This window comes from Thermohalobaculum xanthum (assembly GCF_016623495.1).
GTDB classification, from domain to species: domain Bacteria; phylum Pseudomonadota; class Alphaproteobacteria; order Rhodobacterales; family Rhodobacteraceae; genus Thermohalobaculum; species Thermohalobaculum xanthum.
The window spans coordinates 331,008-344,382 of the sequence record NZ_JAEHHL010000006.1 but is presented as its reverse complement, the minus strand read 5'-3'; the positions used below and the strand labels follow the sequence as shown (position 1 = coordinate 344,382).

General features: G+C 67.1%; 9 protein-coding genes. 6 read left to right on the top strand and 3 right to left on the bottom strand.

Annotated elements, in window-relative coordinates:
- Position 1 precedes the first annotated feature (1 nt).
- Positions 2–1,693 (bottom strand): Na/Pi cotransporter family protein, encoded by a 1,692-nt coding sequence (locus H0I76_RS11345; RefSeq protein ID WP_200609976.1) that lies wholly within the window; start codon positions 1,691–1,693, stop codon positions 2–4.
- A gap of 270 nt (positions 1,694–1,963) precedes the next feature.
- On the opposite strand from H0I76_RS11345, the gene H0I76_RS11340 reads away from it, so the two are divergent.
- From H0I76_RS11340 to H0I76_RS11315, 6 genes are all read left to right on the top strand, one after another.
- Complete coding sequence (locus tag H0I76_RS11340) at positions 1,964–2,704, top strand: GntR family transcriptional regulator (protein WP_200609975.1); 741 nt, start codon at positions 1,964–1,966, stop codon at positions 2,702–2,704.
- Positions 2,701–4,266 carry a class I adenylate-forming enzyme family protein gene (locus H0I76_RS11335; RefSeq protein WP_200609974.1) on the top strand — a complete coding sequence of 522 codons (1,566 nt, stop codon included), beginning with the start codon at positions 2,701–2,703 and terminating at the stop codon, positions 4,264–4,266. Before H0I76_RS11340 ends, H0I76_RS11335 begins: the two co-directional genes overlap by 4 nt.
- Before the next feature lie 42 nt (positions 4,267–4,308).
- A complete protein-coding gene (locus H0I76_RS11330) occupies positions 4,309–6,042 on the top strand; it encodes a thiamine pyrophosphate-binding protein (protein ID WP_200609973.1) in 1,734 nt (577 codons plus the stop codon).
- A 465-nt stretch (positions 6,043–6,507) separates the two neighbouring features.
- A complete protein-coding gene (locus H0I76_RS11325; RefSeq protein ID WP_200609972.1) occupies positions 6,508–8,115 on the top strand; it encodes an FMN-binding glutamate synthase family protein in 1,608 nt (535 codons plus the stop codon).
- A gap of 312 nt (positions 8,116–8,427) precedes the next feature.
- Positions 8,428–9,198, top strand: coding sequence for a DUF2182 domain-containing protein (locus tag H0I76_RS11320; protein WP_200609971.1), 771 nt, complete (start codon positions 8,428–8,430; stop codon positions 9,196–9,198).
- 19 nt (positions 9,199–9,217) lie between these two features.
- A complete protein-coding gene (locus H0I76_RS11315; RefSeq protein WP_200609970.1) occupies positions 9,218–9,877 on the top strand; it encodes a DUF1326 domain-containing protein in 660 nt (219 codons plus the stop codon).
- A 52-nt stretch (positions 9,878–9,929) separates the two neighbouring features.
- On the opposite strand, the gene H0I76_RS11310 is transcribed toward H0I76_RS11315, so the two are convergent.
- Both H0I76_RS11310 and H0I76_RS11305 read right to left on the bottom strand, forming a co-directional pair.
- Positions 9,930–10,745 (bottom strand): class I SAM-dependent methyltransferase, encoded by an 816-nt coding sequence (locus tag H0I76_RS11310; protein WP_200609969.1) that lies wholly within the window; start codon positions 10,743–10,745, stop codon positions 9,930–9,932.
- A gap of 1,066 nt (positions 10,746–11,811) precedes the next feature.
- Positions 11,812–13,059 carry a glycosyltransferase gene (locus H0I76_RS11305; protein ID WP_200609968.1) on the bottom strand — a complete coding sequence of 416 codons (1,248 nt, stop codon included), beginning with the start codon at positions 13,057–13,059 and terminating at the stop codon, positions 11,812–11,814.
- Between the last annotated feature and the right edge of the window lie 316 nt (positions 13,060–13,375).

The window sequence follows — 13,375 nt, the reverse complement described above, 5'->3', positions numbered from 1 at the left end:
CTCAATCGGCCTCGTCGACCCGAACGGCGCGATCCCCGATCTGGCTGCGCGCAATGCGGCGCGCGATCTTGAACACGCCGTCGAGGATTTCCAGCAGTTCGACCTCGCGCACATAGCCGCCCATGCTGGCACCCGCGCCATGCGGCATCGTCCTGAAACGCTCGCGGCTGATCTGGTGAGCGACGTCGCTTACCTCGCGCTTCATCTGCCGGACCTTGGTCGCGGCCTCGGCGTCCTCGTCCACGACCGCCTGCACGGCCTCGCGCAGCGCGCGCGCGACCTGAGCATGGTATTGCGCGATGCGCTTGATGGCGTCGGGCGCGATATTCGAGCGCTCGTCGATGCGTTTCCGGGCCGAGGTCACGATGTCGGTGGCGACATGATCGGCGACGTGCTCGAGGTCGTTGGCGACTTCGACCAGCTGCATCAGTTCCTCGGCCTGCTCGGCGGTCAGGGCGCTGAGCGAGACGCACCCCAGGTAGTCGAGCAAGGCACGATGCAGCCGGTCCACCGGCGCGTCGAGAGCGGCAAGGTCACTCAGCGCCACGCGCGAGTTGGCGACCGCCGCGGGCAGCGCGCGCTCGAGCATCTCAGCCACGTATTCGCCCATCCGCCCGATCTCGAAGCGCGCGTTGTGCAGCGCCATCGCCGGGGTCGAGAGCAGGCTCTCGTCGAGGAACTTTGGCGCGAGCGGCTGTTCGGCCGAGACCGGGCGGTCCGGCACCAGCCATTCGACGAACCGCGCGATCTGGCGGGTGAAGCCGATCAGGATCAGGGTATTGGCGACGTTGAAGATGGTATGCGCGTTCGCCACCTGGCGCGGCACGGCCTCGGCCGCCGCGTATGCGCCGCCGCCCGAGCCCCCATCGGGCGAGATCGAGCGCACGAATCCGGCAAGCTCGGGGATGAGGGCGATCCAGATCAGCACCCCCACCACGTTGAAGAGCACGTGCACCACCGCGGCGCGCACCGCCTCGCGCGGCTTGCCGATCGAGGCGAGCCCCGCCGTCGCGCAGGTGCCGATATTGGCCCCCAGCGCGACGGCGATCGCGGCCTCGAGCGACATCAGCCCCTGCCCGGCAAGCACGATGACGATACCGGTCGTCGCCGCCGAGGATTGCACGATTGCGGTGAAGAGCGCGCCCACCAGCACCGCCGGAAGCGGATCCTCGATGCTGCCGATGAAATCGACGAAGGCGGGCATCTCGCGCAGCGGCGCCATCGCCGCGCTCATCACCCCCATGCCGTAGAAGACGAGCCCTGCCCCGAGCAGCATGGAGCCGAGATCCTGCCAGGTCTCGTCACGCGACAGGAAGCTTGTCAGGAAGCCCAGCGTGATCATCGGCAGGGCGAAGCGGCTGACGTCGAAGGCGAGGATCTGGGCGGTGAAGGTGCTGCCGATGTTCGCGCCCATGATGATGCTGACGCTCTGGGCCATCGACATGATGCCCGCCGAGATGAAACCAACCAGGATGACGGTGGTCACCGAGGACGAGTTCACGATCCCCGTCACCACCGCCCCCATCGCCGCGCCGGCGAAACGGTTGCGCATGACCTTGCCCAGCAGATCCCGCATCTGGTCGCCGGCGGCGCGCTTGAGGGCGCGCGTCAGCAGGTCGAGCCCGAACAGGAAGAAGGCGAGCCCGCCGAAGAGGCCGGTCCAGAGATCGAAACGGTCGAATCCCTCGGTCATCGGACGCAGCCCGCGCAATGCCAGCCCATGCGACGGCCACTACGGCACGGGTTTCGCTGCTTCCGGGGATCCGGGTCGTCGTCCCTCATTCTTCCACCCTTGCGCAAGCATCGATGACGGCCGGCCGCCGGGGATGAACGCATTGCTCTCGCGCCTTCCCGGCCTCGTCGCATGTCCGTCCATGACAATCCGGTCGGGGCGCGGCGCGCAAGACGCGTTGACTCGCGATCGGCATCGGCGTATTGAATTCTGAATTCAGAGTTCATGGACATGAAACCCATACCGCCCACACCCAGCCGAACCGAGCAGACCTATCAGGCGATCCTCGACCAGATCTGCACCGGCGCCCTCACGCCCGGCACGCACCTGGTGCAGGAGCAACTGGCGGCCAGGCTCGGCGTCTCGCGCCAGCCGATCCAGCAGGCGATGGCGCTCCTCAAGAGCGATGGGCTGGTGCAGGAGATCGGCGGGCGCGGGCTTTGCGTCGCGCCGCTCGACCTCGACGCGATGCGCGAGCGCTACGAGGTCCGCGCCGCGCTCGACGCGCTTGCCGCGCGGCTCGCGGCCAGTCGCGCCGCGGCGGCACAGGAAGTCGCGCGCGAGATCGGCCGCGGGGGCAGCGAGATCATCGCGGCGGGTGAGACTGCGACGGCCGCAGGCGACATCCCGCGAATGGTCGAGCGCGATGTCGCCTTCCACCGGTATCTCTACGAGGTCTCGGGCAATGGCCTCGTCGCCGCGACAGCCGAGCCGCACTGGCGCTACCTTCGCCGCGTGATGGGCGACGTGCTGCGGCACGCAGAGGATGGCGGCTCGATCTGGGAGCAGCATGCCGAGATTCTCGACGCGGTGGTGGCGGGCAACGCCGACGAGGCCGCTGCCCGCGCCACGGCCCATGTCGAGCGTGCCGCGAGGCGGCTGAGCGCCGCGCTTTCGGGTCAGGCGGACGGGCGCGAGGCCGGCGTGGCCGGCAACGCGCAACCGGTGTCGGGAAAGGACGCCGACCGATGAAGGATTTGCTGACCCTCGGACAGAGCCTCAGCGTGCATGCCCGCCTTCAGCCGGACAGGCTGGGGGCGCGGGACCTCGAGCGCTCGCTGACGTTCCGCGACTGGAACCGGCGCGCCTGCCGCCTTGCCAACGCGCTTCTCGGGCTTGGGCTGGCCAAGGGCGAGCGCGTGGCCGTGCTGGCCTACAACTGCCTGGAATGGGCCGAGATCTATGCCGCCGTCGCCAAGGCGGGTCTGATCGCGGTGCCGATCAACTTCCGCCTGACCGCGGCGGAGTGCGCCTTCTGCATCACGGACGCCGAGGCCTCGGCACTCATCGCGCAGGCCGACCTCCAGGACGTGATCGAGGAGTCGCGGGACCTTCTGTCCGTGCCCGCGCGCAACATGATCCTTTTCGGCGGCCCCTGCCCCGCAGGCTGGCTCGACTACGAGGACCTGCTGAGCCGCGCCAGCGATGCCGAGCCCGATCAGCATATCTCGGCCTTCGACCCGTGGACGCTGATGTACACCTCGGGCACCACCGGCAACCCCAAGGGCGTGGTTCGCAACCATCGCAATGGGGCGCTTCTGTCGCTGGTGACCGAGATCGAGCTCGGCCTCGGCCGGCGCGACGACGCGCTGCTGGTCATGCCGATGTGCCATGCGAACTCGCTCTACTTCTTCTCGTCCTTCGCCTATTGCGGGGCTGCGGTCAGCATCTATTCGCGGCGCAGCTTCGACCCCGAGCACTGCCTGCGTGCGCTGGGCGAAACCTGCGCAACCTTCACCTCGCTGGTGCCGACCCATTACATCATGATGCTGGGCCTGTCGGCGGCCGAGCGCGGGACGGTGCCGCTCGAGCGGGTGTCGAAGCTGATGATCTCGTCCGCCCCGGCGCGTGCCGACACCAAGCGGCAGGTTATGGAGATGTTTCCGGCATCCGGCCTCTTCGAGCTCTATGGCTCGAGCGAGGCGGGCTGGGTGACCATGCTCCATCCCGACGAGCAGTTCACCCATCTGGGCACGGTCGGGCGCGAATGCGTCGGCTCGGCCCCTATCCGGCTTCTGGACGAGCATGGCGCAGAGGTGCCGGACGGCGAGCCGGGCGAGCTCTTCTCAAGCAACCCCTACACCTTCGAGGGCTACTGGAAGCGCCCCGAGAAGACGGCCGAGGCGTTCCGCGGTGACTACTGCTCGGTCGGCGACATGGCCCTGCGCACGCCGGATGGCTTCATCAAGCTGATCGACCGCAAGAAGAACATGATCATCTCGGGCGGCGAGAACGTCTATCCGTCCGAGGTCGAGGAGGTGCTCGGTGCCTGCCCGAAGGTGATGGACGTGGCCGTTATCGGCCTGCCGGACGAAAAATGGGGCGAACGCGTGCATGGCGTCGTCGTGCTGCACGCGGGAGCCGAGGCGACCGAGGCCGAACTGATCGACTGGTGCCGCGCGCGCATCGCGGGCTTCAAGCGCCCGCGGTCGATCTCGATCATCGCCGCCGCCGAGATGCCGCGCACCGCGACCGGCAAGGTGCTTCATCGCGAGCTGCGCGCCCGCTTCGGCGCGGAAGCCCCGCGCGCCTGACACAAGACCACGGACACACGAGACACCATAGGGAGAGATGCCATGGCGGCGCCGGTCAACGATCTGAACAGTAACGAGCAGGCCTGCGCGGCATGGATCGCGCGTTTCCTCAAGGCCCGCGGCGTCGACCGCATCTTCGGCTTGCAGGGCGGGCATATCCAGCCGATCTGGGATCACGTCGCGCGCCTGGGCATCCGCATCATCGACGTGCGCGACGAGGGCGCGGCGGTGCACATGGCGCACGCCCACGCCGAGCTGACGGGCGCCCTGGGCGTGTGCATGGTGACCGCGGGACCCGGCGTGACCAATACCGTGACCGGGATGGCGAACGCGTCGCTTGCGCGCATGCCGGTGCTGCTGATCGGCGGCTGCACCTCGCGGCCGCAGGCGAACATGGGACCGCTGCAGGACATCCCCCATGTCGACATCCTGCGCCCCGTCTGCCGCTATTCCCGCACGGCCCGGGTGCCCGAGCAGGTGATCCGCGAGATGGACGAGGCGGTTGCGCGCGCCATGGGCGACCTGGGCGAGCCGGGACCCGCCTACATCGAGATCCCGACCGACGTGCTGCGCAGCCATGTACCCCCACAACTGGTGCTCGATGACTGGATGCGCCCCAAGCCGGCACGTCGGATCACGCCCGACCCCGAGGCGATGGCCGAAGCGGTCGACGTGATGTGGAACGCGAAGCGCCCGCTGGTGATCACCGGACGGGGCGCGCGCAACGCCAGCGCGGAACTGGTCCGCTTCCTCGACGCGAGCGGCGCCGTCTATCTCGACACGCAGGAAAGCCGGGGCCTCGTCCCCGCCGAGCATCCCTCCGTGGTGGGCGCGATGCGCGCGGCGGCGATGACCGAGGCGGACGCGGTGCTGGTGATCGGTCGCAAGCTCGACTACCAGCTTGGCTACGGCTCGCCGGCGGTGTTCCCCGACGCGCGTTTCGTGCGGATCGCCGACACGGCGGGCGAGCTGGTCGACAACCGGCGCGGCGCGCCTGAACTGCTGGCCGATCCGGCCCTCGCGCTTGCCGCGATGGTCGAGGCGAGCGGCAACCGCAAGCCCGCGGCCGACACGGACTGGACCGGGGGGCTGCGGCAACGGCACCTCGAGCGCACCTCGGCGGGCAGCCGGGCCGCCACGCCCCGGACAGGCGACGACGGCAAGATCCATCCGCTCGCGATCTTCGAGGCAATCCGCGAGGCGGCCGACCCCGACCACATCGGGATCGCGGATGGCGGCGACCTGCTGAGCTTCGCGCGCGTCGGTCTGGAGTCGCGCACCTACATGGATGCCGGCGCCTTCGGATGCCTGGGCGTGGGCGTACCCTACGCGGTCGCGGCGGCGCTTGCCCTTCCGGGGCGGCAGGTGATCTCGATCAATGGCGACGGCGCCTTTGGCATCAACGCGATGGAAATCGACACCGCGGTCCGCCATGGCGCGAAGGCGGTCTTCATCGTCTCGAACAATGCCGCCTGGAACATCGAGCGCTATGACCAGGAGGCGAATTACGGCGGCCGCGTCGTCGGCACCACGCTGCGGCACTCCGATTATGCCGGCATGGCCCGCGCGCTGGGCGCCCATGGCGAGCGGGTCGAGCGGGCCGAGGACCTTGCCGGCGCCCTCGAGCGCGCGATCGCCAACGCACCCGCGCTGATCGACGTGGTGACGTCGCAAAGCGTGGTGTCCTCGGACGCGAAGAAGGGCCTCGGCTTCGTGCCGGACTACCAGCCCCTGACCGCCTGGGACGATGCCGAGCGCAGGCGGCGAGGCGAATAGCGCCGCGCCGTTCAATCGACCGCTTACCGAGCCGAGGGGCCTGCACGGCCCCGCAGCGGCGCCTGAAAGCACTGTAAAATCCGTCACAGTCGCCGCGCGGCGTTGACTGCAGGATGGTGGTGCGAATCGACGCAAGGCGGCAGGGGCCGCGGTCGGGAAGGAACACGGAAATGGCCTACATCTTTTATCCGTTCGTCGTCGGCTTTGTCGCGATGATGGGTCTGCTGCCCATGGTCTGATGGCCCGCGCCCGCGGCCGCGGCCGGGAGACCCGGCATCGCCGCCGCGTGACTCGCCCGCTGCCGCCCATGCGCCAAATCGTGCGCAAGATCGGGCATCGCGGCATTGCTGAACGTCGCCCCCCCTAAGCCGCCGCTTCAGCCGCTTCCCCCGGAATTCCTTCGATTCTCGTCGTGATCATGCAACCCTTGGGGCCAAAGCATGAGGCCGCCCCCGGGGGAAAATGATGAACCAGCTTCAATCCTTGGGAAGGTACTTCGTCTTCGCGGCGGTCATCGTCCTGGCGCTCGTGTGCCTCGTCGGCGCGGCATGGAACGGCTGGCTCCTTCTTCCCGCGGTGGCATTCGCAGCACTTGCAGCGCTGGGCGTGGCCGACCTTCTGCAGACGTCGCACTCGATCCTGCGAAACTACCCGATCGTCGGTCACATGCGCTTCCTGTTCGAGGGGATCCGCCCCGAGATTCGGCAGTACCTGATCGAAAGCGACCAGGACGAGGAGCCCTTCTCACGCGACGAGCGCTCGATCGTCTACCAACGCGCCAAGGGCGTCGAGGACAAACGACCCTTCGGCACACGGCACCGTGTCTACGACGCGGGCTATGAATGGCTCACGCATTCGGTCGTTCCGGTTCATATCGAGAACTGCGACTTTCGCGTCACCATCGGCGGGCCCGACTGCCTGCAGCCTTACGACGCCTCGATCTACAACATCTCGGCGATGAGCTTCGGCGCCTTGTCGGCGAACGCGATCCTCGCGCTGAGCAAGGGCGCGAAGGCGGGCGGCTTCGCGCATGACACCGGCGAGGGCGGCATCAGCCGGTATCACCGCCTGGGCGGCGCGGACCTGATCTACGAGATCGGCTCGGGCTATTTCGGCTGCCGCGACGCGCAGGGCCGCTTCGACCCCGACCGGTTCGCCGAACAGGCCGCGGACCCGCAGGTCAAGATGATCGAGCTCAAGCTGAGCCAGGGCGCCAAGCCGGGCCATGGCGGGATGCTTCCGGCCTCCAAGATCACGCCCGAGATCGCCGAGGCGCGCGGCGTGCCGATGGGCGTCGACTGCATCTCGCCCGCGAACCACAGCGCCTTCTCGAACCCGGTCGAGATGATGGCGTTCGTCGGGCGATTGCGCGAGCTGTCGTCTGGCAAGCCCGTGGGCTTCAAGCTGTGCATCGGACACCGGCGCGAGTTCATGTGCATCGTCAAGTCGATGCTCGAGACCGGCATCGCACCGGATTTCATCGTGGTGGACGGAAAGGAAGGCGGGACCGGCGCGGCGCCGCTGGAGTTCGCAAACCACATGGGAATGCCGCTGATCGAGGGGCTGACATTCGCGCACAACACGCTGCGCGGCGCGGGCTTGCGCGACCGGGTGCAGCTGGGCGCGTCGGGCAAGCTGGTGACGTCGTTCGACATCGCCAAGGCGCTCGCGCTGGGGGCGGACTGGGCGAACTCGGCGCGCGGCTTCATGTTCGCGATCGGCTGCATCCAGGGACAGGCCTGCCACACCAACTGCTGTCCGGTGGGCGTCGCCACCCAGGATCCGCTGCGCCAGCGCGCCCTCGACGTGGAAAGCAAGTCCGTGCGCGTGACGCGCTTCCACCACAACACCCTCAAGGCGCTGGGCGATATGACCGGCGCCGCAGGCCTGAGCCACCCGTCCGAGTTCATGCCCCACCACCTGATCATGCGCGAGCAGGACCGCAACATGGTCACGGGCCAGGAGGTATACCCCTACCTGCCCGAGGGCTTCCTGCTGCGCGAGGAGGACGACCAGTTCGGCTACCTCGACCGCTGGCACCGATCCCGCGCCGAAAGCTTCGCCCCGTTCTGAGGCCACGCCGCTTCCCTCGGCGGGCCTGGAATCGCCCCGGGGGATCGCTTGGGCAACCGTGGGCCATCCGCCGGGCTTTCCGTGCCTGACGATTGCTGGCCGCGCCGATGCACCGTCGCGCGAGGCCGACTGGGCGAAGATCAGAACAATGACGCGCCACGTGATGGAAACATCACGCTTTTCGCGTTATGGTCGTGCGCGAGCTACCCGACCAGCGACGCTGCTACCGGGCCGCGTGATGAAGACGGGGGGCGGGGCACGCATCCAGCAACGTCCTCCATCCATATTCGGTCGAAACCAGGGAATGCCGCCATGCCCCCGCTAGAGGCGCTGCTCGCCCGCGACCGTCAGATCATTGTCGTTGCCTTGGCAAGCGTCACGCTTCTGTCCTGGGGCTACCTTCTGGCTGGTGCCGGCATGAGCATGCCGTCGGGCGGCAGCATGATGATGATGCCGATGCAGTCCTGGACACCGGGCTTCGCGGCGCTGGTCTTCCTGATGTGGTGGATCATGATGATTGCCATGATGCTGCCAAGCGCGGCACCGGCGATCCTGCTCTTCGCGAGGGTCAACGCCCAGATGCGCGACGCGGGCAAGGCTTTCGTGCCGGCGGCGTATTTCGCGCTGGGTTATCTTGCGGTCTGGGGCGTCTTCAGTGCCCTCGCGACTTTCGCACAATGGTGGCTCGAACGCGCGGGGCTGCTCTCGGGCATGATGGCGAGCACGAGCACCGCGCTGAATGCCGCACTGCTGATTGCCGCGGGGCTTTGGCAGCTCACGCCGATCAAGCATGCCTGCCTGCGCCACTGCCGGGGCCCGATGCATTTCTTCACAGGAGGGTTCCGTCGCGGAACGGGCGGCGCGCTGCGCATGGGGGCCGAGCACGGCCTGTTCTGCCTCGGCTGCTGCTGGTTCCTGATGGCGCTGCTCTTCTTTGGAGGGGTGATGAGCTTCGTCTGGATCGGGGGGATCGCGCTTTACGTGCTGATCGAGAAGCTGGCCCCGGCGGGTGACCGGGTCGGCAATATTGCGGGGGTCGCACTGATCGGCTGGGGGGGCTGGCTGATCATCGCACCCGCCTGACAGGGGAAAAGGAGGTGTCATGGCCTACAAGGACTGGATGATCCGCACCAGGCAGATCGGGGCCTGCAGTTGCGACTACGGGTGCCCGTGCGAGTTCAACGCACCACCGACGCGCCTCCCCTGCGAGGGCGTGATGGCGATGGAGATCACCGAGGGCCATTTCGAGGATATCCGCCTCGACGGCCTGCGCGTCGCGGGCGCCTATCGCTGGCCGGGCCCGGTTCACGAGGGCAATGGCACGTGGTGGTCGGTGGTCGACCGGCGCGCCAGCGAAGAGCAGGTGCAGGCGCTCTTCACCATCCTTGGCGGCCAGGAACAGGAGCCGACGACGGGCTTTGCGATATACGCCTCGACGATCGCGAACGAGCCCGATCCCGTCTTCGCCGACATCGAGTTCGAGCTCGATCTCGACAACCGGCGGGGACGGTTCCGGGTCGAGAACGTGCTCGAGGCGAATGTCGTGCCGATCCGTAACCCGGTGACGGGCGAGGAGCACCACATCTCGATCCGACCGCATCGCGGCTTCGAGTTCCGCGAGGCCGAGATGGCCAGTGCAACCTTCTGGAGCAAGGGTGCCCTCGACCAGCAGCACGACGGCCGCTTCGCAGCCCTCAGCTTCGTGAGCTACGGGCCGCACGGGCTCATTGCCGAGGAAAGCTTCCCGGTCAGGGCGTCCTGACGCTCGCGTCGGAACGCCGCGGCGCCCGTGACCCGCAAATGGGCGCCCCGCCTCAGACGTTCGCGACCACCAACGCGGCCGGCGCGGGCACCTTGTAGCCCGCGCCATCGGCATACCCCTCTCGCACCGCCTGGGTGACGGCATCGCGGATCGCGGCGCGGTTCCCGGGGGTCTGCGCGTCGAGGATCATTGCCGCCCGGACGGTCGCGCGCGAGAATATCTCCCAAAGTCCGCCCGGCTCGTCGAACTCGAAGCAGCACTCGACCCGCTCCGATCGGACCGCGCTGAAGCCGGCCGCCAGCATGTGCTGCTCGGCAAAGGACGGATCGGCGAAGGCAAAGAAATCGGGGGCGGGCGGCGCCGCGTCCATGTCGCCATGCGCCTTCATCGCGCCAAAGGCGATGCGGAAGGCCGGCGACGTAGCGGGCCCGTGCCATGCCGCCATCGCGAACCGGGCCCCGGGCCTGAGGACACGGCGCACCTCGGCTAGCGCACGATCCTGATCGGGGACATGCATCAAACCGAAGCCGCAGATTGCGCCGTCGAAGCTCGAACTCTCGAAGGGGAGGTCCTGGGCATCCCCCTCGACGAAGCGCGCCGCCGGCGCGGCCTCGCGGGCGCGCTCGATCATCACCGAAGAGAAGTCGAGCCCGGTGACGTCGGCGCCCGTGGCCGCGAGCGCCGCGCTGCCCGTCCCCTGGCCGCAGCACAGGTCAAGGACCGATCGCCCTCGCCCCGCGCCCACCGCCTCGACCATCGGCCCGACGGCCATGCGGGTCGCCCGCGCGAATTTCGAGACATATTGTTCGACGAGGCCAGTCGCGGCCCAGCCCTGCGCCTCGCGTGCGCCGAATTCCTCGTAAGCCATTATCCCCCCGGATGCCGGACACGATCCCCCTCGGACGGTCGCGACGTTTCGCACCGGTCCGCACCCTCGATGTGATCCTAACCGAACCCCGGTCGCGACCAAACCCGCCAGATTGGCGCGGCTGGGCTCCTGCCCGCCACGCATGGTTCGTGACGCGCCATGGGTGGACAGGGCGCGAATCACACCAAATTCTCCGGTCACGGGCCGATGAAGAACGCGGTCGTGTGGCTGGAACGCGCAGAAAACCGGCAGCGGAGGAGCAATCAACTTTCTGTTATGGAAAGATTTTTTCAAGTTTTCGGCCCGGAGCACGTGACTTCGCGGGAAATCGACATAAATGCACCGCATGTGACCAACGTCACATCGCGTAACCGCAAATGACGGCATTTTCAGTGAAAAGGCGGGCACTGCCCCCGGAGACGTCACTTTGGAGACCAAGATGGCCTACATCGCATACCCATTCGCAATCGGCATCGTCGCCTTCGTCGGGATGCTTCCGCTGGTCTGAGCCGATCCGCGGGGCCGCCGCGCGGCCCCGGGAAACACCTCACCGCGCGCCGGACGCATCCGCCCGAACGGCCGCGCTTCCCCCGATCACCATCCAACTCGCCAGCAACGCCCGCGGCACAACGGCCGAGGGGCGTGAACCTGGTCGGATCTTGTCGTCGGCCGGACCGGGCATGACGGGGTCCGCCCGGCAGCCCTCGATGATCAGGGATCTGCCCCAAACGAAAAACGGCGCGGCTCCGGCTCCCGGATCACCGCGCCGTCCCATCCGTTTGGGTCGACCTATTCCCTGACGCTCAGCCCCCTCGCTCGGCGATGAGCGCCACTGCCGCCTCACTCGGACCATGGCAAGGCAAAGTCATGCGGCTATGACGAAGCGACCAGCATCCCGCTCCAAGCAAAAGAACAGTATCGCCGATAGGCGGACAACCTCGGGCGGTGAGCTCGTCGCCCTTCACCGAGCCGCAAAGTGCCGATTTCCAGGGCACGATGCCGCCGTGGACACGGATGCGAGGCCCGGGGCCGGAATCCGATCGTCCGGAATGGTTAGCGTCCGATATCAGATCGTTGCCGGCTCGTAAGGGCCCGGAGCCAGCGTCCGTTCGTAAAGCTCATACTGGCACCGAGCGGTTTCCCGCCAGTTGAAGCGCTCGTTCGCAAGGCGCGTGGCGTTGCGACCCATTCTCTCGCGAAGATCACGATCCTCGAAGATCTCGACGATTTGCGCGGCCAGTTCGACCTCGCTCTGGCAATTGCAAAGGACCCTTCCGGCCCTCGCGCTGGCAATCTCGGTCGAAATGTTCACGCCCTGCCCGACGACCACCGGCAACCCCGCGTGGAGAGCCTCGGCGATGGAGATGCCGAAATTCTCTTGCAGCGACGGAAGAACGAAAACGTCCGCGGCCGACATCGCGGCCCATTTCTCCTCGTCGCGCAGAAAGCCCGCGAAGGTCACGTTCGAAGCGATGCCGAGCCGGCGAGCAAGGTCGCCAAGGGACTTCTCGTAACTGCGCTCTCCGGACCCCACGATGAAGAGATGCGCATCGGCGTGACTGTCGACGACCAGCCTCATGGACCTGAACAGGGTTTCGAGGTTCTTCTTGGGATGGAGCCGGGAAAGGAAGAGGACCCGCCTCCCATCGGCGCCACCACTGAAGCGTCGGCGCACGGTGGCGTCGGGCACGCTGCCGCTCCCATCCGCTGGGTTGTCCGCGCCGAGCAACACGACCGCGGAATTGAGGAAACGCCCAAGCGTCCGACCCGCCAGTTGGCGCTCCTCGTTCGTCGCGAAGACGATCAACTGGGCATCCAGGAGATTTCGACGCTCGATCAAGCGCAGATAAACGGATTTCTTGAGCGCGTGGATGCTCATCGCGAAGGGATCGAGCATACCGTGTGGCGACAGGACATAAGGCACGTTGTGCCGCTGGCACGCACGGCGCGCCATCGTGTTGAGCGGATGCCAAAGGGTATGAATGTGGACGAGATCCGCGGCACGGATTGCTTCGTCCAGCGCCTCCCTTGCTTTCGAGGCATGGCCAAACAGGCGTGGGCGGTCGATCGGGAGGACCTTGATTTCGAACTGGCGACTCAACTCGGCGCAAAGCTCGGTGCCGTCGTCGGGACACATCAGAGAGGTCGTGAGGATCGAGGCATCCCAGCCAAACCTGCTGGCATTTTCCGCGAGACGCTTGACGACAACGGGCGGCCCACCGGCAGAGGGGTGCATATAGGGACAGACCTGAAGGACCCGGCGCACCCGGGCCTTCGGGAGATGGGAGACACTGGCCACCAAGTCATTCGACATTCAAGCGATCCACCGAAACCCAAACTTGTTAATGACTGGCCCGTACTGATCCTGCCCCACAAGAAGCATGACACTCGCGGCATGGTTGAACAAAGCATTTTCTGGAAATTTTCCCATCAACCTATGCGAGAGCGCCCGACTCGACTCAAATCAGAAAATCACGCAGCGCTGCAGATCGAGGCCGAAGACGGTTCAAAGGAAGTCGATGTCACCACGGATGACCGGCTATGCCACGGATCAGCCGTCAGAACGCGGCGCGAGCAAACGCACGCGCGCACTCCTGGCAGAAAGTTGATCGAGAGGCCCCGCAACCGAG

Bases quoted from the DNA above. Each gene is read 5' to 3' on its own strand.
- H0I76_RS11345 (WP_200609976.1), bottom strand. From the start codon at position 1,693: ATGACCGAGGGATTCGACCGTTTCGATCTCTGGACCGGCCTCTTCGGC.
- H0I76_RS11340 (WP_200609975.1), top strand. From the start codon at position 1,964: ATGAAACCCATACCGCCCACACCCAGCCGAACCGAGCAGACCTATCAG.
- H0I76_RS11335 (WP_200609974.1), top strand. From the start codon at position 2,701: ATGAAGGATTTGCTGACCCTCGGACAGAGCCTCAGCGTGCATGCCCGC.
- H0I76_RS11330 (WP_200609973.1), top strand. From the start codon at position 4,309: ATGGCGGCGCCGGTCAACGATCTGAACAGTAACGAGCAGGCCTGCGCG.
- H0I76_RS11325 (WP_200609972.1), top strand. From the start codon at position 6,508: ATGAACCAGCTTCAATCCTTGGGAAGGTACTTCGTCTTCGCGGCGGTC.
- H0I76_RS11320 (WP_200609971.1), top strand. From the start codon at position 8,428: ATGCCCCCGCTAGAGGCGCTGCTCGCCCGCGACCGTCAGATCATTGTC.
- H0I76_RS11315 (WP_200609970.1), top strand. From the start codon at position 9,218: ATGGCCTACAAGGACTGGATGATCCGCACCAGGCAGATCGGGGCCTGC.
- H0I76_RS11310 (WP_200609969.1), bottom strand. From the start codon at position 10,745: ATGGCTTACGAGGAATTCGGCGCACGCGAGGCGCAGGGCTGGGCCGCG.
- H0I76_RS11305 (WP_200609968.1), bottom strand. From the start codon at position 13,059: ATGTCGAATGACTTGGTGGCCAGTGTCTCCCATCTCCCGAAGGCCCGG.